Origin of the sequence: Streptomyces sp. NPDC059718 (assembly GCF_042733315.1) — a bacterium.
Classification (GTDB): domain Bacteria; phylum Actinomycetota; class Actinomycetes; order Streptomycetales; family Streptomycetaceae; genus Actinacidiphila.
Genome location: NZ_JBHWGA010000005.1, coordinates 235,825 through 257,229 on the forward strand (window position 1 = coordinate 235,825; position 21,405 = coordinate 257,229).

At 71.4% G+C, this 21,405-nt stretch carries 16 protein-coding genes; 6 read left to right on the forward strand and 10 right to left on the reverse strand.

Going from position 1 to position 21,405, the window contains the following annotated elements; all coding sequences use genetic code 11:
- The first annotated feature begins 1 nt into the window (after position 1).
- The 4 genes from guaB to ACFV3E_RS09065 all read left to right on the forward strand — a co-directional run bounded on the left by guaB (position 2) and on the right by ACFV3E_RS09065 (position 5,301).
- Positions 2-1,504 carry an IMP dehydrogenase gene (guaB, locus tag ACFV3E_RS09050; protein ID WP_500328102.1) on the forward strand — a complete coding sequence of 501 codons (1,503 nt, stop codon included), beginning with the start codon at positions 2-4 and terminating at the stop codon, positions 1,502-1,504.
- Positions 1,505-1,613: 109 nt separating this feature from the next.
- The gene (locus ACFV3E_RS09055; RefSeq protein WP_326572831.1) at positions 1,614-2,735 is read left to right on the forward strand and encodes a GuaB3 family IMP dehydrogenase-related protein; all 1,122 of its coding nucleotides are present in this window, start codon (positions 1,614-1,616) and stop codon (positions 2,733-2,735) included.
- 371 nt (positions 2,736-3,106) lie between these two features.
- Positions 3,107-3,940, forward strand: a complete 834-nt coding sequence (locus tag ACFV3E_RS09060; protein ID WP_500367115.1) for a glycosyltransferase family 2 protein — start codon at positions 3,107-3,109, stop codon at positions 3,938-3,940.
- A gap of 146 nt (positions 3,941-4,086) precedes the next feature.
- Positions 4,087-5,301 (forward strand): cellulase family glycosylhydrolase, encoded by a 1,215-nt coding sequence (locus ACFV3E_RS09065; RefSeq protein WP_500534101.1) that lies wholly within the window; start codon positions 4,087-4,089, stop codon positions 5,299-5,301.
- A 25-nt stretch (positions 5,302-5,326) separates the two neighbouring features.
- On the opposite strand, the gene ACFV3E_RS09070 is transcribed toward ACFV3E_RS09065, so the two are convergent.
- The 10 genes from ACFV3E_RS09070 to ACFV3E_RS09115 all read right to left on the reverse strand — a co-directional run bounded on the left by ACFV3E_RS09070 (position 5,327) and on the right by ACFV3E_RS09115 (position 18,250).
- Positions 5,327-6,463 carry a glycosyltransferase family 4 protein gene (locus ACFV3E_RS09070; protein WP_500534102.1) on the reverse strand — a complete coding sequence of 379 codons (1,137 nt, stop codon included), beginning with the start codon at positions 6,461-6,463 and terminating at the stop codon, positions 5,327-5,329.
- Entirely contained in the window at positions 6,460-7,731 is a 1,272-nt protein-coding gene (locus tag ACFV3E_RS09075) for a polysaccharide pyruvyl transferase family protein (protein WP_500534103.1), read from the reverse strand. The genes ACFV3E_RS09070 and ACFV3E_RS09075 overlap by 4 nt, the downstream gene beginning before the upstream one ends.
- Complete coding sequence (locus ACFV3E_RS09080; protein WP_500534104.1) at positions 7,728-8,897, reverse strand: glycosyltransferase family 4 protein; 1,170 nt, start codon at positions 8,895-8,897, stop codon at positions 7,728-7,730. Before ACFV3E_RS09080 ends, ACFV3E_RS09075 begins: the two co-directional genes overlap by 4 nt.
- Positions 8,894-10,216 carry a lipopolysaccharide biosynthesis protein gene (locus ACFV3E_RS09085; protein ID WP_500534105.1) on the reverse strand — a complete coding sequence of 441 codons (1,323 nt, stop codon included), beginning with the start codon at positions 10,214-10,216 and terminating at the stop codon, positions 8,894-8,896. Before ACFV3E_RS09085 ends, ACFV3E_RS09080 begins: the two co-directional genes overlap by 4 nt.
- A complete protein-coding gene (locus tag ACFV3E_RS09090) occupies positions 10,209-11,348 on the reverse strand; it encodes a glycosyltransferase family 4 protein (RefSeq protein ID WP_500534106.1) in 1,140 nt (379 codons plus the stop codon). Before ACFV3E_RS09090 ends, ACFV3E_RS09085 begins: the two co-directional genes overlap by 8 nt.
- Positions 11,345-13,696, reverse strand: coding sequence for a hypothetical protein (locus ACFV3E_RS09095; RefSeq protein ID WP_500534107.1), 2,352 nt, complete (start codon positions 13,694-13,696; stop codon positions 11,345-11,347). The genes ACFV3E_RS09090 and ACFV3E_RS09095 overlap by 4 nt, the downstream gene beginning before the upstream one ends.
- Positions 13,697-13,845: 149 nt before the next feature.
- On the reverse strand, positions 13,846-14,955 hold the full coding sequence (locus ACFV3E_RS09100) for a glycosyltransferase family 4 protein (RefSeq protein ID WP_500534108.1): 1,110 nt from the start codon (positions 14,953-14,955) through the stop codon (positions 13,846-13,848).
- Between the two features lie 6 nt (positions 14,956-14,961).
- Positions 14,962-15,561, reverse strand: a complete 600-nt coding sequence (locus ACFV3E_RS09105; protein WP_500534109.1) for a hypothetical protein — start codon at positions 15,559-15,561, stop codon at positions 14,962-14,964.
- A gap of 326 nt (positions 15,562-15,887) precedes the next feature.
- Positions 15,888-16,961 (reverse strand): LamG domain-containing protein, encoded by a 1,074-nt coding sequence (locus ACFV3E_RS09110; protein ID WP_500534110.1) that lies wholly within the window; start codon positions 16,959-16,961, stop codon positions 15,888-15,890.
- A 53-nt stretch (positions 16,962-17,014) separates the two neighbouring features.
- A complete protein-coding gene (locus ACFV3E_RS09115; protein WP_500534111.1) occupies positions 17,015-18,250 on the reverse strand; it encodes a nucleotide sugar dehydrogenase in 1,236 nt (411 codons plus the stop codon).
- A gap of 885 nt (positions 18,251-19,135) precedes the next feature.
- Between ACFV3E_RS09115 and ACFV3E_RS09120 the strand changes: the two genes are divergently transcribed.
- Together ACFV3E_RS09120 and ACFV3E_RS09125 are read left to right on the forward strand one after the other, a co-directional pair.
- Complete coding sequence (locus tag ACFV3E_RS09120; protein WP_500534112.1) at positions 19,136-20,842, forward strand: glycerol-3-phosphate dehydrogenase/oxidase; 1,707 nt, start codon at positions 19,136-19,138, stop codon at positions 20,840-20,842.
- A gap of 102 nt (positions 20,843-20,944) precedes the next feature.
- Positions 20,945-21,405 (forward strand): serine/threonine-protein kinase (locus ACFV3E_RS09125; protein WP_500534113.1); only part of this gene is annotated, 461 nt, incomplete at its 3' end.

A 21,405-nucleotide genomic window follows, 5' to 3' on the forward strand; every position in this document is an offset into this window, starting at 1 on the left:
CATGACGCTGAACGCCGACGGAGTAGCCGAGAAGTTCGGGCTGCTCGGACTCACCTACGACGATGTGCTGCTGCTCCCAGGTGCGTCGGACGTCGTGCCGAACCAGGTCGACACCCGCTCGAAGGTCTCCCGGAACGTCAGCGTGAACATCCCGCTGCTGTCGGCGGCGATGGACAAGGTCACCGAGGCGCGGATGGCCATCGCGATGGCCCGCCAGGGCGGTGTGGGCGTGCTCCACCGCAACCTGTCCATCGAGGACCAGGTGAACCAGGTCGACCTGGTGAAGCGGTCCGAGTCCGGCATGGTGACCGACCCGATCACCGTCCACCCCGACGCCACCCTCGCCGAGGCCGACGCGCTGTGCGGCAAGTTCCGCATCAGCGGCGTCCCCGTCACCGACGCCTCCGGCAAGCTGCTGGGCATCGTGACCAACCGCGACATGGCCTTCGAGAGCGACCGCTCCCGGCAGGTCCGCGAGGTCATGACGCCGATGCCGCTGGTCACCGGCAAGGTCGGCATCTCCGGCGTCGAGGCGATGGACCTGCTGCGCAAGCACAAGATCGAGAAGCTGCCGCTCGTCGACGACGAGGGCCGTCTCAAGGGCCTGATCACGGTCAAGGACTTCGTGAAGGCCGAGAAGTACCCCAACGCCGCCAAGGACGCCGAGGGCCGCCTGCTGGTCGGCGCCGCGGTGGGCGTCGGCGACGAGGCCTTCCTCCGCGCCCAGCGGCTGGTCGAGGCCGGTGCCGACTTCCTGGTCATCGACAGTGCGCACGGCCACAGCCGCGGCATCCTCGACATGGTCGCCAAGGTCAAGGCCAACATCAAGATCGACGTGGTGGCCGGCAACGTCGCCACCCGCGACGGCGCCCAGGCGCTGATCGACGCGGGCGCCGACGGCATCAAGGTCGGTGTCGGCCCCGGCTCGATCTGCACCACCCGGGTGGTCGCCGGTGTCGGCGCGCCCCAGGTGACGGCGATCTACGAGGCCTCCCTCGCGGCCGGCCCGGCCGGTGTCCCGCTGATCGGCGACGGCGGCCTGCAGTACTCCGGCGACATCGCCAAGGCCATCGCGGCCGGCGCGGACACCGTCATGCTGGGCAGCCTCCTCGCGGGCTGCGAGGAGTCGCCGGGCGAGCTGCTCTTCATCAACGGCAAGCAGTTCAAGTCCTACCGCGGCATGGGCTCGCTCGGCGCGATGCAGTCGCGCGGGCAGGCCAAGTCGTACTCCAAGGACCGCTACTTCCAGGACAACATCCTCTCCGAGGACAAGCTCGTCCCCGAGGGCATCGAGGGCCAGGTGCCCTACCGCGGCCCGCTCTCCGCCGTGGCCCACCAGCTCATCGGCGGCCTGCGCTCCTCCATGGGCTACGTCGGCTCCCACACCATCCCCGAGCTCAAGGAGAAGGGCCGCTTCGTGCGGATCACCGCGGCCGGGCTCAAGGAGAGCCACCCGCACGACATCCAGATGACCACCGAGGCGCCGAACTACCACACCCGCTGACCGGTACCAGCGGATCACCCGGAGCCCGCGGCGCCGCACGGCCGCGGGCTTCCGGCTGCCCTGCCTGGGATACTGGACGGGCAGGCCACGAAGGAAAGGCATAGCGACAGTGACTGAGATCGAGATCGGGCGGGGCAAGCGCGGCCGCAGGGCATACGCATTCGACGACATCGCCGTCGTCCCGAGCCGCCGTACGCGGGACCCCAAGGAGGTCTCGATCGCGTGGCAGATCGACGCCTACCGCTTCGAGCTGCCCTTCCTGGCGGCCCCGATGGACTCCGTGGTCTCCCCGGAGACCGCGATCCGCATCGGCAACCTCGGCGGCCTGGGCGTGCTCAACCTCGAGGGTCTGTGGACCCGCTACGAGGACCCCGAGCCGCTGCTCGCCGAGATCGCCGAGCTGGACGACGCCTCCGTCACCCGGCGCCTGCAGGAGCTCTACGCGGCGCCGATCAAGGAGGAGCTGATCGGCCAGCGCATCAAGGAGGTGCGCGACGCCGGTGTGGTCACGGCGGCCGCGCTCTCGCCGCAGCGCACCGCGCAGTTCTCCAAGGCCGTGGTCGACGCGGGCGTGGACATCTTCGTCATCCGCGGCACGACGGTCTCCGCCGAGCACGTGTCGGGCTCCCACGAGCCGCTCAACCTGAAGCAGTTCATCTACGAGCTCGACGTCCCCGTCATCGTCGGCGGCTGCGCCACCTACACCGCGGCGCTGCACCTGATGCGCACCGGTGCCGCGGGCGTCCTCGTGGGCTTCGGCGGCGGCGCCGCCCACACCACCCGCAACGTCCTCGGCATCCAGGTGCCGATGGCGACCGCGGTCGCCGACGTGGCCGCGGCCCGTCGCGACTACATGGACGAGTCCGGCGGCCGCTACGTGCACGTCATCGCCGACGGGGGCTTCGGCTCCAGCGGCGACCTGCCCAAGGCGATCGCCTGCGGCGCCGACTCGGTGATGATGGGCTCCCCGCTGGCCCGCGCCACCGACGCACCCGGCCGCGGCTTCCACTGGGGCATGGAGGCCACGCACGAGGAACTGCCGCGTGGCAAGCGCATGAACCTGGGCACCGCCGGCACGACCGAGCAGATCCTGCTCGGCCCCTCGCACGCGCCCGACGGCTCGATGAACTTCTTCGGCGCGCTGCGCCGCGCGATGGCCACGACCGGCTACTCCGAACTGAAGGAGTTCCAGCGGGTCGAGGTCACCGTGTCGCCGACGCACCACCGCTGACCGCCGTTCCGGACTTCTGGGGCCCGTACCGCCGCCCGGCGGTACGGGCCCCGGCGCGTTCCGTGGGTGATGAACGGATGCCGCACGGAGCCGGGCTTAATCGGCGAGTCCGGTTCCGGTTGGGTCGCTAAGGGACCGTCAATTACGGGCACTCGGGGCGGTCTTTCGGTGAAGCAAAGACATCCGGAAGGTTAAGCACCATGGATGAGCATGTGATTTTCGATTACGATCGTGTATCCGTGGTTCTGCTGTGCTAATTGTCGTCTACAGTGATCGATGCCATCGGACGGGTCCGGCTGGGGGGTGTGAGAGCACAGACGCCGGGTCTCGACTTGGTCTCTGCGTACACCACCAGCTGGGGGGAACCTGCTGTGTCCACTCTGTCCATCGTCATTCCGGCCTTGAACGAGGCCGAGAACCTGCCGCACGTCTTCGGGACGATCCCGCTCGAAGAGCTCACCGCGGAGGGTTGGGGCGTCGAGGTGGTCATAGCCGACAACGGTTCCACGGACGGCACCGCCGAGATCGCCGCGTCCTACGGGGCCCGGGTGGTGCACCAGCCGTTGCGCGGCTACGGCAACGCCTACAAGGCCGGGATCGCCGCGGCGTACGGTGACGTGATCGCCACCGGCGACGCCGACTGCACCTACCCGTTCGACGACCTGCCCCGGCTGCTGAGGATCGTCGACGAGCACCAGGTCGAGTTCCTCAACACCAACCGGCTCGGCCGCGAGAACCGCGCGGCGATGAAGCCCTCCCACACCGTCGCGAACCACGCGCTCAGCCTCGTCAGCCGCGTGCTCTTCAAGAGCGAGATACGTGACTCCCAGAGCGGGATGTGGGTGTTCCGCCGCTACATCTGGGAGACCCTCAAGGTCACTTCGGACGGCATGGGCTTCTCCCAGGAGATCAAGAACGCCGCCGTGCGGGAAGGTTTCCGCTGCATGGAGGTGCCCATCGAGTACCGGCCCCGCGGCGGTGAGGTGAAGCTCAACGCGGTGTCGGACGGCGTGGCCAACCTGTCCCAGCTGTTCCGTCACCGGCTCCGGGACAACGCGCTGCGCACCGACACCCGCGCCCAGTGGTACGACCGCTCCACGCGGCCCGAACCGACGCCGTTGATGCCCCAGCAGCGGCAGGCGGAGTCGTTCGAGGTGGGCGACGCGGAGTGGGGACGAGTGCCGAGCGAGCACTACACCATCTGACGGGCACGGCAGATGAGCGGTGTCGTGCCGGCTGAGGCGGCGCCAGGGAGACCGGGAGGACGTCCGGTGCGCCCAGGGAGTCCCGGACCGGGCGGCCCGTCCGGGGGGCGGGAACACGCCGTGAGGGATTGGCCTACGCTGTGCGCATGGTGAAGGATTCCAGTAGACGGCATCGCCTCCTCGTGGCGCTCGTGGCGTTCGTGGTCTCGGCGGTCGCGACCGTCGTCGCCGCGTCCATGCCGTCCACATCCCCCCCTGCCCCGCAGGCCGGTGGTGCGAAGAGCCCCACGCCGTCCCCCTCGGAGAAGGCCGGCGTGCGCGATGTGAAGATGGGCATCTCGTACGGTGACACCCTCACCTGGAAGTCGGACGCGGACCTCGCGCGGGGCCTCAACGACGCGGTCGCGGTCGGTGCCAAGTGGGTCCGGATGGACCTGTCGTGGAACAACATCCAGCCGGACTCGCCCTACGCCTACGAGTGGCAGCGCTTCGACAGGGTCGCCGAGGCGGCCAGGTCCCGTGGTCTGAACGTGCTCCCGGTGCTCGGCTACACCCCGAAGTGGGCGCGCCCGGCGAGCTGTACGTCCACCCAGAACTGCGGGCCCGCCAACCCCGACGTCTTCGCCGCCTTCGCCAAGCTGGCCGCCGAGCGGTACGCCCCGAAGGGGATCCACACCTGGGAGGTGTGGAACGAGGAGAACATCGGCTTCTGGCGGCCCGTTCCCGACCCGGCCGCCTACACCGCGTTGCTGCGGGCGACGAGCAAGGCGCTGCGCGCCGGTGACCCCAAGGCCTACGTGGTCATGGGCGGCCTCGCGGTGTCCAAGACCGAACCGGAGCGCCACAGGATGTCCCAGACGGACTTCCTGGCCGCCGTCTGCAAGCTGGGCGGCAACAAGTACGTGGACGCCGTGGGCTACCACCCGTTCAACTATCCGACCCTGCCCAGTGCCACACCGGGCACCGGTACCGCCTTCGAGCGGATCAGCAGCTTCCGGGACAACCTGGTGGGGATCCTGGACAAGTACGGCACGCCCGACATCCCCATCTGGCTGACCGAGACGGGAGCACCGACCAGTGGGCCCGGTGCGGCGTCGGACGGCAAGGTGAGCCCCCCGAACACGACGCACGTCACCGAGGCCCGCCAGACCGAGATCGCCACCGACACGATCCCGGCGGCCGTGGCCAACCCGCACGTGGACGCGATGTTCTGGTACACCGACCAGGACCAGGCCCGTCCCGAGGAGAAGAAGGAACGGGCCCTGTACTACGGGATGCGCCGCTACGACGGCACGAAGAAGCCGTCCTTCGAAGCGCTCAAGGCGGCGATAGCCGCCTACGAGCGCAGCAAGAAGAAGTAGCGGCCGGCCCGCGGGCCGGCCGCCGCTACAGCGCCTGGAACAGCCTGATGTAGTGCTCCATCAGGCCGTTCCAGGCGAAACGTCGTTCCGCCTCCTGCCGGCCCCGCGCGCCCAGCCGGTCGGCGAGTGCGGCGTCGGTCAGCACTTTGCGGCAGGCGGCGGCCAGCGCACCGGGATCGCCGGGCGGGACCAGGAGCCCGGTCTCGCCGTCCGTCACGACGTGCGGGATGCCCCCCACGGCGGAGCCCACCACCGGGGTGCCACAGGCCATCGCCTCGACCAGCACCATGCCGAAGGACTCCGCCTCGGTGCGCGACGGCAGTACCGCGAGGGCGGCCGTCCGCACCACGTCGACCAGGGCGTCCCCGGTCAGCTCGCCGACCGCCTCCACCCGCTCCGCGATGCCGAGTTCCGCCGCGAGCCGCAGATGGTCCGGCACCGCGTCGCCGCCGCCGACCAGGCGCAGCCGCGCATCGGGCACCTCGGCCGCCAGCTCGGCGAACGCCCTCACCAGGACGTCGACGCCCTTCCAGGCCGACGAGCGGTCCATGCGGCCGACGTATACGACCGTCCGCGGACGTTCCGAGGCGGGCCGCCCGGGGGTGAACCGCTCGACGTCGACGCCGGGGGTGATCTCGACCGCGTGCGGGTGCCCGGCGGCCAGTGAGACCGGCGACACCGCCACCAGCGTCCGCGCCCGCCGGAACACCCGCGGCAGCACGCGGCGTTCGTACAGGCCGATGAGCCGGTCCGCCGCACCACTGCCGGGCTCGCCCTTGTGCATCGAGCCCGCGTGGTAGGTGAGGACGGCCGGCCGCTTCCCGGAGACCGCGACCGCCAGGTCGGCCAGCCCGGGGACCGGGGCGTGGGCGTTGACCACCTCGGCCCCGGTACGGCGCAGCCAGCGGCGCAGTTGCAGCGGCCACAGAGGGCTGAGCGGGGTGTTGGACAGCCTCAGCCAGGCGCCGAGCCGGATGACCTGCACGCCCTCTTCGACGTCCACGGTGGTGCGGAGCCCGGAAAGCCGTGTGGTGATGACGACCGGCCGCAGCCCGGGTGCGTCGGCGACCGCGCGGGCGATCCGGGCGGCGTAGTTCTCCACGCCGCCGACCTTGGGAGGGTAGTAGGGGGCGACGACCGCGACGGTGCGTTCGGTGGTCATCCCCGGGTCACCTCGGGTACGTCGGTGCGCAGGAGGCCGACGAACTCCTCCGCGCGGGCGGAGTAGGCGGGGATCGCGGTCTGGAGGTGCTGACGGTAGGAGTCCGCGTCGGCCAGCAGCTTGTCGACCAGGCTGATCAGCGAGTCCGGCGTCGCTTCCGACATCCGGACGACCCAGTGCTCCAGACCGAGGTCCCGCATGATCCCGCGGGTCTTGTGGTCGTACTCGATCGCGGCGCAGGGCACCTTGGAGACCAGTCCGAAGATCACCGAGTGGAAGCGCGTGCCGAGGATGAAGTCCGCGGCGCCGTAGAGGGCGAAGATCTCGTGGTGGTCGATGCCATCGTCTTCGAGGACGTGCAGCCGGGGGCTGTCGAGCGTGGCGGCGATCCGGCGGTTGACGATGCGGTCGTCGTCCGCCTGGAAGACGCAGGTGACCTGGGGGACGATCACCACGTGGCAGTCCTGGTCGAGCAGGTGCCGGACGACGGCGGTCATCGCGTCCTCGTACACGGACTGCGCCGCGGCGTCGAGGAACTGGCGGGCGGTGACCAGCACTAGGGGCGCTTCCTGGGGAATCCCGAGCTCTTGCCGCCAGGGCCGCTGGGACATGCCCTGGAAGGCGAAGGCGCTGTCCACGCCGTGGATCACCATCCGGTCGGGGACGCCGGCCTCCGCGAGCCTGGTGAGGCTGATCCCCTCACGCGCCACGATGCGGCGGCTCCTGCCCAGCACCCGCCTCATCACCAGGCGCTGCCACCGGGTGGGGAACGGGCCGTACGACTGGGGGCCCAGCACGACGGGCACCTTGAAGCGGTGGGCGAACCACATCGGCAGCAGCAGGAAGGTGATGCTGAGGTCCGAGGCGAAGTCCGCCTTGCCGTTGAGGTGGCCGCCGCCGACGCAGAGCACCAGATCGGCCTCCGCGAGGGCGCGCACTTCCGTCCGCATCTCCCTGGGGAGGAGCCGGGCCAGCGCCTTGACCAGTCGCCCGCCGCCGGGGAGCGCGGCGAGTGCGGCGAGACCCATGGCCGTTGCCTTGCGGGCGGGCCGGGCGAGCCGGCCGGCCTTCTCGTCACCCACGTACCTGCGGATCGAACCGAGGTTGGGGATGCCGTCGAACTCGGGCCAGACCTCCGGCTCCTCGAAGCCCGCGATCACGATCTGCGCCGACGGGTAGGCCCGCTGCAACTGCTGGATGGCCACGCTCAGCAGGGCGGCGTCGCCGCGGTTCCCGCGTTCGAAGGCATTGACGACAACGATCTTCACTCTGCAACGACCTCTTTGTAGTGATGTTCGAGGGCGTCGAGGAACTCCTCGACGCCATATCGCTCGGCGCGCGCGGCCGAGGCCTCCCCCATGCGCTCCAACACCTGCCGATCGCCGATGAGCCGGCCCAGCGCCGCGGCGAGCCCGGCGACGTCCCCCGCGGTGACCAGCGCACCGTTGTCCTCGCCCACCAGCTCCGGAAGTCCACCGACCCTGGAGGCGACCAGCGGGCGGCCCATCTGCAGGGCCTCCAGCCCGACGGTGGGGAAGTTCTCCGGCCACAGCGACGGCAGCACCACCACGGAGGCGGCCCTCAGGCAGTCGGCGACGCCGTCGGGGGAGAGCCAGCCCCGGAAGGTCACCCGGCCTGCCCCGACGAGCCCGGCGGCGGAGTCCTCCAGGCGCTTGCGGTCCGTCCCGTCGCCCACGATGGTGAGCCGCGCGTCCGGATGGGACGCGAGCAGCTCGCGGAACGCCTCCAGCAGCACATGGACACCCTTGACCGGCTCCAGCCGGCCGACGAACACCAGGTGCCCGGTCTCCTTGACCGGTTCCGGGAAGGTGCTGCGCTCGATCCCGTTGGGCGTGACGAAGACCGGGACGGCGCCGGCGTCCGCGCGTACGGCGTCGGCGTAGTACCGGCTGGGGGCGATCACCCGGTTCACCCGCCGCAGCCGCGGCAGGTACGCGGGCCGCTGGAAGTACCGCAGGTAGAGGTAGCGGGCGGCGTCGCTGGCCGAGAGCCGGCCGCCGGAGGCCGCGCTGGCCAGGTTCCACCGCAGCAGCGACCGGGTCCAGTCCTCGGGCCCGTGCACGGTCAGCACCCGCGGGCGGCCCTTGGTGGCCGCCAGTACGGCGGGGCTGAACTCACCGATGGTGTGGAGGTGGACGACATCGGGCCGGAAGTCCCGCACGACCTGACCGACCCGGCGGTACGCCTGGCGGTGCCAGAAGTAGCCGAGGAGCCGCTTGGCCGGGTTGCCGGTGACGGCGGGGACCAGGTCGTGGGCGAAGACCTGCTGGTCGGCGGCCCCGGTCAGCAGGAGGTCGGTGGAGAGCACCCGCACCTCGTGCCCCCGGCGGCCGAGGCCGTCCATGATCAGCCGGACGCTCTTCTCCGCTCCTCCGGCTTCGAAGCCGATGTTGACGATCTGCAGGATCCTCATGCCTGTGCCTCCACGGTCCGGGGCCGGTCCAGTTCCAGTTGGTGCTTCTGCGCCCGTACGGCCGCCAGGCTGCGGCGCCGGTGCCCGAGCACGGCGACCAGGGCGACCACCCCGGACGCGAGGTTGCCCGCACCCCAGGCGACGCCGACCCAGACCAGACCCCGGGACGCCCAGAGCAGGGTGAGGGAGACGGACACGGTCACGTACACGACGTTGTTCACGACCAGCTGCCGCATCTGGCCGGTCAGCTTGAGCGCGAAGTTCGCCCAGGTGGTGAGTGCGACGGCCAGGCCCCCGGCGGCGAACGCGATCAGCAGGGGCTTGGCCTCGGCGGCGTAGCTGCCGCCGAACAGCTTGAGGATCAGCCCGCTGCCCAACGCCACCACGGCGGAGGCGGGGATCATCAGCCCGGCGATGATCGCGGCGGTCTTCCGGAGGAGGACGCCGATCCGGGAGGGGTCGTTGGAGCCCTCCGCGAACAGGGCCTCGCCGACGGAGAAGGCCACCGAGTTGAGCAGGCTGGCGATCTGGAAGGCGACGTAGTAGTAGCCGGCCGCGGCCGCGCCGAGCTGGTGCAGCACGATGAGCGGGACGACCAGCTGCGGCAGCAGGTTGAGCAGGCTGGTGACGTAGCTCGCGACGGAGAACCGCAGCTGTTCGCGGAGCCTGGTGCCCCGGGCGCGGAAGTCGAAGCGGAAGCCGAGCTGGCGGTGCATCAGGAACAGCGCGACCAGCGCGGTCGCCACGAAGCCGCCACCGGTGGAGCCGAGGATGCCGGCCGAGCCGTAGCCGACCAGGGCGACCGGCAGGGCCAGTTTGACCAGCCCCTGGAGCAGGCCGTAGACCAGCGCGTTCTGGTGGGCCATGCGGGCGCTGACGAAGACCGAGAAGGTCAGCTGGCTCACCGCCGCGCAAATGCAGAACACCACGAACGCGGCGGCCGCCGTCGCATGGTCGCGGATGAAGACCAGTTTCGGCGCGTACAGCGGCAGGCCGAGCAGGTAGAGCGCGGCGATCAGGAACGAGACCGTCCCGACCAGCGCGATCGACTGGGTGAGCTGTCCGTTGCGGGCGGGGCCCGCCGCCGGGAAGCGGATCAGCGTGCTGTTGAGCCCGAACAGGCTCAGGTAGGAGATCAGCGAGGTCGCCGAGATCAGCGACGTGGCCAGACCGACCTGTTCCGGGGTGTAGAAGCGCGCCACCACGACCCAGAAGACGAAGCCGAGGGCGGCCGTGGTCGCCGTCGACGCCATCAGGAAGAACGAACTGCGGTACACCTGGTCCGAGGGACGGGCGTGCCTGCCCCTGTTCCTAGCCATCGGTGGCCGGTTTCGCAGCGTCCCGGTAGTACTGGGTCAGCGCGCTCACGTGCTCCTCCCAGGCGAAGGCCGTGGTCGCGAGCTCGCGCGAGTACAGGCCCATGTGCTCGCGCCGCTGCTCGTCCCCGGCGAGTGCGGACAGCGCGGAGCGGATCTCCCCGGCGTCCCGGTCCAGCAGTGTGACGTGCGAGCGGTCGAGACGGTAGGGCGCGTAGCCCGGGTCGTCGGTGGTGACGACGGGCAGCCCGGAGGCCATGGCCTCCTGGACGGTGAGGGGGAAGCCCTCGGCGGTCGACGGCAGCGCGAAGACGTCGCAGGCCCGGTACGCCTCGGCCAGTTCCTGCGGGGGCAGCCCACCCAGGTGGTGCACGCCGGGCCGGCCGGTCAGGGCGGTGGAGTCGCCGTCCCCGGCGAACACCAGGTCGTAGCCGGCGGAGGGGTCGTAGCCGGACAGCAGCAGGTCGTAGCCCTTCTTCGGCACCAGGCGTCCCGCGAAGAGCACCAGCGGCCGGTCCTGCGGCAGGCCGAAGTGCTTGCGGGCCAGCGCTCGCTCCTCGCCCGAGGCGGCGGGCCGGAAGAGGGCGGTGTCCACGCCGTTCGCGAGGTGGCGGGCCCGGGCGGGACGGGCGCCGTAGTGGCGTACGAAGTCCGCGACCGAGGCGTTGAGCGTGATGACGGTGCGGGCCCGCCGCAGCAGGCCGCGGCCGGCGACCGCGTACACGGCCCGCTGCACCCCGCGCACCAGCGCGGACGGGTGCTGCACCAGGGCGACGTGCTGGGTGACCAGGTGCGGGGTGCGGGTGAGCGCGGAGACGAGTCCGGCCGCCCACGAGGTCAGGTAGAGGCAGTCGTGCACATGGACCACGTCGGCCCGGCGGACCCAGCGGAATGCGGCCGTCAGCAGCCGCGGCGACAGCACGGGGAAGGGCACGCCGGCCCGCTCCGCGCCGTTCCACGCCGCGACACGGACGACGCGTACGCCGTCCTCCTGGCTGATGGCGGTGCGCTCGCCGCTGGTGAGCACCGTGACGTCGACACCGCGCGCGGCGAGGTGCACGGCCTCCATGCGGACGACGTTCTCGATGCCGCCGAGGTGCGGCGGGTAGTAGTGGCTGACCAGGAGGACCCTCATCGGTAGATCCTTGCTCCCTCGCTGCTGTAGATCTCGTTCTTGGTCTTGTCGAGGAGCCCGACGGGGTAGCGGAAGGTGATGAGGTCGCCCCGGTAGGAGAAGGTCACCTGCCCGGTGCGCACGGTCGAGGTACCCAGCAGGAGGTAGGAGTCGCTGCGCAGCTTGGTGGGGAAGATGTTGCCCAGGACCGGGCCGGTGAGGACCGTCTGCTGCCGGTTGAAGGTGAGGCCGTCGGTCTGCACCAGGGACGGCTTGCCCTCGGCCGCGAAGCGCTGCGTCAGCCAGTAGGCGGCCATCCGCTCCTCGGTGCTCGGGTAGTAGATGTCGTAGTACTGTCCGGCGTTGCTGAGCTGCAACTGCGGCGGGTAACCGCCGAGCAGCTTGGGCACCACGCCGGTGAGGTCCAGGAAGAGCGCCACCACCAGTGCGTACACGGTGACGATGCGGCGCCGCCCGGTCCAGCGCAGGACGGACAGCATGCCCGCCGCGATGAAGGGCGCGAAGAAGAACAGCCCTTGCTGGAAGGCGCGGAGCACGCCGTAGTCGACCGAGAGCTGGGGGACGACCGTGAGCATGCCGAGCAGGGCGACGGCGCCGATGGTCAGGGTGGTCTGGTCGCGCACCGGCCGGAAGGCCCCGCGTTGCCCGATGTCGATCACGATGACGCCGATGATCAACAGGATCTGCAGCAGGCCCGCGGCGAACTGGCGCAGCAGGGAGTTGACCGTGACCGCCTTCAGTCCGACGGCGTCGAGCACGTGCCCGGCGGTGGTGAGGGCCATGTTCCGCTGGGCCATGACGGGGGTCGGGTAGGCGTCCACCGTCTTGAGAGGCAGATACGACCCCTTCGCGCGGTCGGCGGCCGTCTCCTTGATGGTCTCGGCGCGGTACTCGCTCAGCCGCTGCTGCGGCGTCAGCGAGGGCCCGCCGCCGAAGAGGCTGTACGAGGTGTCGGACGAGCCGCCCTGCGCGTGCCCCGGGTTGGTGATCTCCCGTACGACGCCGCTCAGCGTGCTCTGCAGCTGCCCGCTGGTGTGCGTGACCGGGCCCGCCCACACCAGTGCCATGGCCGCGGCCCCCGCCACGATCCACCAGGTCAGGAAGGAGGCGGCTTCGGTCGGACGGAATTTGCGCTTGCGCGCGCGCTTGGACTTGAACCGCTCCACCCAGCGCCAGACCAGGTCGCTGGCGACGGCGACTCCGAGGACGACGATCACCACGTAGATCGTCGAGTAGTGCGAGAGCGTGATGCCGGCGAGGAGCACGACGAACGCGATCCGCCGCACGCGCAGCGGCCGCCCGGGGTCGGTGAGCACCATGATCGCGCAGCCGAGCAGCACGAACGCGACCTCCTGGCGGCCCAGGAAGGTCATGTCGGACAGGAAGGTGGGGAAGAGCATGAAGAAGACGGCCGACAGGAGGGACACCAGCTGCGGGGCGACATTGCGCACCGCGCGGTGGACCAGCACCGGGGTGAGCGCGAACAGCACCGGCAGCACGATCTTGAAGACGTAGATGTCGGGGATCGCGGTGAGCCGGAACACGCTCACGGGCAGCAGGGTGATGCTCAGGCAGGCGTTGTACGCGTCGGGATAGGTGGAGATGTCCCAGAGCGATCCGCCGAGCGTCAGCCGGAAGTACTCGTACTCGCGCTGGATGTCGTGTCCCGTGATGGACCAGCCGCGCAGTGAGTTCAGCAGGAGCAGCGCGGCCGCGCCGAGGAACAGGCCGGTTTCGAGGACGGCGACCGGGTAGCGCCAGCGCCGGACCATGAGCAGCACCAGCAGCACGGCGACGGCGATCAGCGCGGCCATGCTGACCCCACCGCCGTAGCCGTTGTTCAGCCGGATCGCCCCGGCCACCGACAGCACCAGGGCGACGCCGCCGAGCGATGCCACGGGGACCGCGCCCCGCGGCAGTCCGTCGCGGAGCCAGGACCTCCTGGGCTCCGCCCGTTCCTCCTCCGGTACGAAGGCGCCGATCACGATGAGCGTGAGCGCCATTGCCCCGGCCAGCGACACCCGGGTCAGCGGGCGCTCCACCCCGGCCAGCGGCAGCACCGTGTTCACGGCGAGCGCGATCACGAGATCCGTGATGATCGTCATCCCGACGGCGAGCAGGAGGCTGCCGTCCCTGGTGGACACCACACGGGAGGCGACGCCGCGCCACACCGCGACGGGCGCCCCGAACAGCAGCCACAGACCCGCCACCGTCAGCAACACCCCGGGCACGCCGGGCAGCATCTCCACGACACAGGCCAGCGCGATGCCGAGCAGCACCGCGAGACGGCCGCGCAGGAGGTCGGTGGCCCGCAGGCCCGCGGCCGGGGCATCCCCGGACGACGCCACCTCGCGGTTCTGACCCCGGCGTCCGCGCCGGGACCCACCGCCCGGAGCGTCGTCCCCGGCCGGGTACGGCAACGGATCCGCATCCGCCTCGGTGGCCCACGACGGGGACCTGGTGGCGCGGCTGCCGCTGGTTCCCGTGCCATGGGCCGTCATACGCCGGCCTCGGGGTAGACGCGGGCGTAGACCTGCTCGACCTGGGCCGCCACGGCCTCCCAGGAGTAGTCGGGGGCCTTCGCCGCGCTCTGCCGGGCGAGCCGCAGGCGCAGCCCGGGGTCGGCGGCCACCGAGTCGATGGCGGCGGCCAGCGCCGCCGGTTCGGGAGCGGCCAGCAGTCCGACCCCCCTGAGCAGTTCTGCGGTGCCGGGGACGTCGGTCGCGATGACCGGCAGGGCGGCGGCCATCGCCTCCAGGACGACCAGCGGCATGCCCTCCCGGTCCGAGGGAAGCACGAAGGCGTCGGCGTCCGCGTACGCCCGCACCAGGTCCTCGCCGAGGAGCCCGCCGGAGAACTCGACGTTCCGCAGCCCCAGCTCGGCGGCGTGCGCCTCCAGCTTCTCCCGCAGCTCGCCGTCGCCGACGATGCGCAGCTGCACCGGCTCCCGCAGCAGGGCCGTCGCCTCCAGCAGCCGGGCCACGTTCTTCTGCGCGCTCAGGCGGCCGACGAACAGCAGCCGCAAGGGGCGCTGCGCCGTCTCCCGCACCGGCATGAAGTAGCCGGCCCCCACGCCGTTGGGGACGACGAACACCCGGTCCGCCCGCACGCCGTAGGTGTCGCGGACGAAGGCGCCCTGTTCCTCGGTGAGCACGATCACCCCGGCGGCGGCGCGCATCGACCGCCCGAAGACGTGCTTCTTGTAGGCGGGGAGCAGCCCGCCGAAGCGCCCGGAAGCGTCCACGTCGAGGTGGAAGTGGAGGATGAAGCGCTGCCCGCGCATGCGGGCGATGACGGCCACGAGCTCGGGCATCAACGCGTGCGCGCAGTGCAGGTGCAGCACGGCGTCGCGCGGCGTGCGCACCGCCAGCGAGACCGGCAGGCCCGGCGCGAACGCGGTGTGCGCCACCTCGACCGCGCGGTGCCGCCGCACGGTGACCCGGCCGGCACCGTAGCGGCGCGGTCCGCCGTCGGCACCGAGGGCGGTGGTGATGACCCGCACGTCGTGGCGCTGCCCGAGCTGGTTGGCAAGGTGCTCCACGACGCGTTCGAGCCCGCCCAGGTGGGGCGGATAGTACGGGGTGATCTGCAGAATGGTGCGTCGCATCAGGCTTCAGTCTCGTACGTCGGAGGGGGTCGCACTCGGGGACCGGGTCGGGGTCTTCGGGGTCTTCGGCGTCACGAAGTTGTAGTGCAACGACTGCGCGTGGCCGACGAGGCTCACCCTCAGGAGCGCTGTCTTGGTGGCCTTCGTGAACCGTGCGACGACGGGGACCGCCGTGCCGTCCTTGGGCTTCAGCGCGACCGTCCTGGAGGCCACGGGCTTGCCGTCGGCCGATTCCAGCGTCACCTTCAGCCGCAGCGGCGCGGGACCCGTCCCGTGGGCGTTCACGGCGACGGGGACGATCAGCGTGCCGCCGTCGAAGCGGGGCGCATCCGTGAAGTAGAGCTCGGTGAACGGGGCCGGCTGCCGGGTGAAGGACTGCAGCAGCACCGTGCGCACCGACGGCACGGACCACAGGCCCGCGGACAGTGCGACGGCGACGACCACGGCCACCGCCGCACCCGCGATCCGCCGTCCCGGCGGGACCGGGGAGCGGCGCTTCCTGCGGTTGCCCCGGGCTGCCCCCGCCCGGCCGGGCGAGGCCGGTTCCGGACGGGGCGCCGGGGCGTGACCGTCGGACTGGTCGGACTCGTCAGGCGGGTGGTTCATGCCGTTTCACACCGCTTTGCGGCCATGACGTCCGCAAGGTTGCACGCTTCGCCGTACGCAGGGATGGCTACGGACAGGCTTCTCATGCGTCATGCCCCCCCGGGCGCTCGGACGGGGCGGCAAGCCCTCGTGAGTTTCTCCGCAAGACATCTCTGCGCAGGGGAAATGCCACCAGCGGCCGATGGCGGCGGTGGGAACTCCGGCAAACGAAGCGCGCTCGCCTGTCAGAACAATGAAGTGCGGAACAGATGCGACTGTAGTCCAACATTTTGAAGTACTGTTGATGGTGTGACCAACTTGTGATGACTAACGAGTAAAAGTGATCGTCAGCCGATCAGCCAGGAGGCGATCGGCTTGGCATCGCCGCCGGCTTGGCCCTTGTTGAGGCCCGCCACCTGGTCCGTCGTCAGCGCCCGGTCCCACACCATGACGTGCCCGAGCACGCCGGCCCAGTAGTCACCCCAGATCCCGTGCGTGCGGGCGCGGCCGAGCTGCAGCGGGCCCTTTCCGGCCCAGATGCCGGGGACCTTCTTGGCGCCGGCGGGCTCCCCGTTCACGTAGAGCGTGATCGCCTTCGCCCCGGCGTCGTACGTACCGGTGAGCAGCACCCACTCGTTGACCGTGTTGACGGATTTGGCGGCCTCGGCCTGCAGGGTCGTGCTGTCCGCCCCGCCGGCGGCGGTCTGCACCTTGAAGACCCACTTGCGGTCGGCGCCCGAGGCGTCCCGGCCCAGGCTGAAGGAGGAGGAGACGCCGTCGCCCTGGCTGATCGCGGAGCGGGAGACGTTCGGCGCCTCGTTGTAGACCCACGCCGAGATGCTGAAGCTCTTGGTGACGTCGATCAGTTGCGCCGTCGACTGGGCGTAGGAATTCCCGTTGCTCCGGAACCTGACGGCGTAGCCGTTGGTCACCTGGCTCACCCCGGCATCCGGCCCCAGGGCCAGATTGTTCTGCCCGGATTTGTCCGCCAGGACCTTGTCATCTCCGGGGACCGTGGGCGAGTCGGCCTTCGCGGAGGCGGATACCGAGGGGGAAGCGCTGGGGGCGGACGGGGTGGCCGTGTCCTTCGTGTCCTTCGTGTAATGGAGCGCGACGACGCCGGCTCCCACCCCGAGCACGCAGGCCACCAGGACGATCACACCCGTCCTGAGTCTGTGGCGGCGACGCTGTCTGGCCTCGTTGGCGTCGGCCAGCGCCTGCCAGTCCGGCTGAGGGGAGTAGGAGGGCTGCTGGTAGCCGGTGGCCGGCCCGAAGCCGGGTTGCTGCCCGTACGGTATGTGTTGCTGTGGGTACCCGTAACCGCCCGGCGCCGCGGACGGCTCGGGAGCGGACGGGGTGTTCCAGGGGCTCTGCCCAGGAGCGGCAGCCGCGTCTTCCGGGTTTTCCACGGGGTCAGTCACACCACGGATGCTAGAGCAGCACCGTGGTGTCCCGTAAAGCCACTTGGCGTCGGCTACAGCCGTGCGGCCGCTCCGGCCGGGGTGGCCCCGCGGGTGTCCAGCATCAGCTGGGCCTTCACCGCCAGGCCCTGCATGTCGTAGGTGCGGTGGTGCTGGAGCAGGACCGTCAGGTCGGCGTGCGCCGCGGCCTCCCACAGGGAGTCGGCGCGGGGGACCGGGCGGTCCAGCACCCGCCACTGCGGGGCGTACGGGTCGTGGTAGCTCAGTTGCGCCCCCAGCTCGACGAGCCGGGCGCCGATCTCGCGGGCCGGCGAGCGCTCCTGGTCCGGCAGGTCCGGCTTGTACGTCACGCCCAGCAGCAGCACGCGCGCCCCGCGCAGCGACTTGCCGTGCTCGTTCAGCAGGGCCGCGGCGCGCTGCACCACGTAACGCGGCATGCGGGCGTTGACCTCCTGCGCGTACTCGACCAGGCGCAGCGGATGACCGCCCACCCGGCCCTGGTAAGGCCGGTGACCGGGGTTCAGCGGCATGGTGTGGCCGCCGACCCCGGGGCCGGGGCGGAAGGCCTGGAAGCCGTGGGGGCGGGTCTCGGCGCAGCGGATCACGTCCCAGACGTCCACGCCGATGTCGTGGCAGAAAACGGCCATCTCGTTCGCCAGGGCGATGTTGACGTGCCGGTAGTTGGTCTCCAGCAGCTGCACGGTCTCCGCCTCGCGCACGCCCCGGGCCCGGACGATCCGCTCGGTGAACCGGCCGTAGAAGACGGCCGCCGCCTCCGTGCACGCAGGGGTGAGCCCGCCGATCACCTTCGGTGTGCCGGGATGCCGCGCGGGGGCGTACGCCAGGTGGAAGCCGTGGCCGGCCCGCAGGCCGGAGCCCTCCTCCAGCAGCGGACGCAGGAAGTCCTCCGTCGTCCCCGGGTACACCGGCGACTCCAGGACGACCGTGCTGTGCGGCCGCAGCTGTCCGGCCAGCGCGCGGGCGGCCTCCGCCAGCGCCGTCAGGTCCGGCTCCCCGCCTTCCCCGAGCGGGGTCGGCGCGCACAGCACGGCCGCCCGCACCCGGCCCAGGGCGGCCGTGTCCGCGGTCGCACGGAAGCCGCCCGCGAGCATCCGCCGCACGTCGGCGGCGGCCAGCGCCCCGCACGGCACCCGGTTGCCGGCGTTGATCGCCTCCACGACGTGCTCGTCCGGGTCGTACCCGATCACCCCCAGCCCGGCGGCGCTGGCCGCCTGCGCGAGGGGCAGCCCGGCGTGGCCGAGTCCGATGACTGCGAGGTCTGCGGGCATGGGGGTCCTCTCCGGCGGCGGGGTGCGCCCTGGTACGTCCTGGTACCCAAATGGCGCGAAATCAGGCTAACCAGACAGGTAGCTGATATGACTGCACGCCACGCGGTCCGGCCCCCGCCTGTGGAGCCCGTGCCGCGTGCGGGCGGCTGCGCCGGGCTGCCCGGGTGTTTGTGTGCGGGTGCGTCCCGCCTGCGGCGGGCGTCCACCCGCCCTCCCGCCCGATTGCCCGGCACGGTCAGTGCGGGCCCGCGCTCTGCTTGGTTGGGGTCGGTGCCGCGCCGGCGCACGTCTCCCCCAGCCTTCGGCCGGGGGGACCCCCACAGCGCTCGCGGTTTACCCCCACATCGTTCGGCGCCGGGTGCTCCGCTCGTCTCCCCCAACCTTCGGCCGGGGGGACCCCCATGGGCGCACCCCGGCGCACCCCCTCCCGCGAGTTGGGGCGACTGACGGCCGGTGGGGGTTCAGTGGGGCACTTGCGGCGGCCCCGTACCGCCTTCTCAGCCACCCTCCGGCCGTTGGTCGCGCGCGATAGGGAGGGGGCGGGGTCGTAGGGGTGGGCGTTCTGGACGCTGACGTGTATTTGTTGTGCGGCACAGACGGCACCGATCTGGACCGCCCGTCATGCACATAAATATGCGGTCCAGAATGCCCAGCCCCGGAGGCCCCGACCCCGGCCCACCACGAACCGCGCGAGGCCCGCACCAACCGCGCCGGGCAATCGGGCGGGAGGGCGGGGGAGAAACCGCAACAGCAACAAACGCGGCGCCGCACGGACGAACCGGGGACCGGCGGAGCCCGAAGTAGCCGGGGGCCACGACACGGGTAACGATCGTGGGGACGGGGAATGCGCTGAGGCGCGACCCCGCGTCACGACGGGAGGCCAGGATGCTGACGGCGACACTGGGACCGGCGGAGCGTGCCTCCGCGCTCGCCCGGATGGCGGAGCAGGAACTCGACGTACTCGTGGTGGGCGCGGGCGTCGTGGGCGCCGGGACGGCGCTGGACGCCGCGACGCGCGGGCTGGCGACCGGCATCGTGGAGGCCCGCGACTGGGCGTCCGGGACGTCGAGCCGGTCGAGCAAGCTGATCCACGGCGGGCTGCGCTACCTGGAGATGCTGGACTTCGCCCTGGTCCGGGAGGCCCTCAAGGAGCGCGGCCTGCTGCTCCAGCGCCTGGCGCCGCACCTGGTGAAGCCGGTGCCGTTCCTGTATCCGCTGCAGCACCGCGTCTGGGAGCGCTTCTACGCGGGCGCCGGTGTGACGCTGTACGACACGATGGCGTTGTCCTCCGGGCACGGCCGCGGCCTGCCGCACCACCGCCACCTGAGCCGGAAGAACGCGCTGCGGGTGGCGCCGTGCCTGCGGAAGGAGGCCCTGGTCGGGGCGCTGCAGTACTACGACGCGCAGATGGACGACGCCCGGTACACGATGACGCTGGTCAGGACGGCCTCCGCGTACGGCGCGCTGGCCGCGAACAGGGCCCGGGTGATCGGGTTCCTGCGCGAGGGCGAGCGCGTGGTGGGCGCCCGTGTCGAGGACGTGGAGGCCGGGGGCGTCTACGAGGTGCGCGCCCGGCAGATCGTGAACGCCACCGGGGTGTGGACGGACGACACGCAGGCGCTGATCGGGGAGCGCGGCCAGTTCCACGTGCGGGCGTCCAAGGGGATACACCTGGTCGTGCCGAAGGACCGGATCCACTCCTCGACGGGGCTGATCCTGCGGACCGAGAAGAGCGTGCTCTTCGTGATCCCGTGGGGCCGCCACTGGATCGTCGGGACGACGGACACCGACTGGAGCCTGGACAAGTCGCACCCGGCCGCGTCCAGCGCGGACATCGACTACCTGCTGGAACACGTCAACTCCGTGCTCGCCGTGCCGCTGACGCGGGACGACGTGGAGGGTGTGTACGCGGGCCTGCGGCCGCTGCTGGCCGGGGAGTCGGAGGCCACCAGCCAGTTGTCGCGCGAGCACACCGTGGCGCACCCGGTGCCGGGCCTGGTGGTGGTCGCGGGCGGCAAGTACACGACGTACCGGGTGATGGCCAAGGACGCGGTGGACGCGGCCGTGCACGGCCTGGCGCACCGGGTCGCCGAGTGCGTCACCGAGGAGGTCCCGCTGGCCGGCGCGGAGGGCTACCACGCCCTGTGGAACGCGCGGGCCCGGATCGCGGCGCGCACCGGCCTGCACGTGGCGCGGATCGAGCACCTGCTCAACCGCTACGGCTCGCTCTGCGAGGAACTGCTGCAGCTGATCGAGGACGACCCGTCGCTGGGCCGCCCGCTGGGCGCGGCCGACGACTACCTGCGTGCCGAGGTCGTCTACGCCGCCTCGCACGAGGGGGCGCGGCACCTGGACGACGTGCTCACCCGGCGCACCCGCATCTCCATCGAGACCTTCGACCGCGGCACGCTCAGCGCCCGTGAGGCCGCCGAGCTGATGGCCCCCGTCCTGGGCTGGGACAAGGAGCAGGTGGCGAAGGAGGTCGAGCACTACGAGAAGCGGGTCGAGGCCGAGCGGGAGTCCCAGCGCCAGCCCGACGACCAGACCGCGGACGCGGCCCGGCTGGGCGCCCCGGACATCGTCCCGCTGTAGCCGCCGCCGGTACGCCGCGTGAGGCGTGGGCCACGGCTTCGGCGGTTCCCGTGGCCCGGCCGGATATCGTTCCTTCTCGTAGGTTCCAGGAAGGGGCGCGCGATGTCCGAGCTCGGACGCCTGGTGGCCGGGAGATACCGGCTGGTGGAGCGGATAGGCCGTGGCGGCATGGGCACGGTCTGGCGGGCCGAGGACGAGCTGCTGGGTCGTGCGGTGGCGGTCAAGCGTTTGCACCCGCCCCAGCCGCACCTGCAGGACGACGAGCTGGAGACGTTGTTCGAGCGGACCCGGCGGGAGGCGCGCAGTGCGGCGCGGATCAGTCATCCCAATGTCGTGGTGGTGCACGACGTGGTGGACGACGAGGGTCTGCCGACGATCGTGATGGAGTACGTGCCGTCGACGACCTTGGGTGATCTGCTCAAGGAGCGGGGTCCGGTGGGGCCGGGGGAGGCGGCGCGGATCGGCCGCGGGATGGTGGCGGCGTTGCGTGCGGCGCATGCGGCGGGGGTGCTGCACCGGGATGTGAAGCCGGGCAATGTGCTGTTGTCGGAGTCGGGGCGGGT

Coding starts and splice junctions, on each gene's coding strand:
- guaB (WP_500328102.1), top strand. CDS start 2: ATGACGCTGAACGCCGACGGAGTAGCCGAGAAGTTCGGGCTGCTCGGA.
- ACFV3E_RS09065 (WP_500534101.1), top strand. CDS start 4,087: ATGGTGAAGGATTCCAGTAGACGGCATCGCCTCCTCGTGGCGCTCGTG.
- ACFV3E_RS09070 (WP_500534102.1), bottom strand. CDS start 6,463: ATGACCACCGAACGCACCGTCGCGGTCGTCGCCCCCTACTACCCTCCC.
- ACFV3E_RS09080 (WP_500534104.1), bottom strand. CDS start 8,897: ATGAGGATCCTGCAGATCGTCAACATCGGCTTCGAAGCCGGAGGAGCG.
- ACFV3E_RS09085 (WP_500534105.1), bottom strand. CDS start 10,216: ATGGCTAGGAACAGGGGCAGGCACGCCCGTCCCTCGGACCAGGTGTAC.
- ACFV3E_RS09090 (WP_500534106.1), bottom strand. CDS start 11,348: ATGAGGGTCCTCCTGGTCAGCCACTACTACCCGCCGCACCTCGGCGGC.
- ACFV3E_RS09100 (WP_500534108.1), bottom strand. CDS start 14,955: ATGCGACGCACCATTCTGCAGATCACCCCGTACTATCCGCCCCACCTG.
- ACFV3E_RS09105 (WP_500534109.1), bottom strand. CDS start 15,561: ATGAACCACCCGCCTGACGAGTCCGACCAGTCCGACGGTCACGCCCCG.
- ACFV3E_RS09115 (WP_500534111.1), bottom strand. CDS start 18,250: ATGCCCGCAGACCTCGCAGTCATCGGACTCGGCCACGCCGGGCTGCCC.
- ACFV3E_RS09120 (WP_500534112.1), top strand. CDS start 19,136: ATGCTGACGGCGACACTGGGACCGGCGGAGCGTGCCTCCGCGCTCGCC.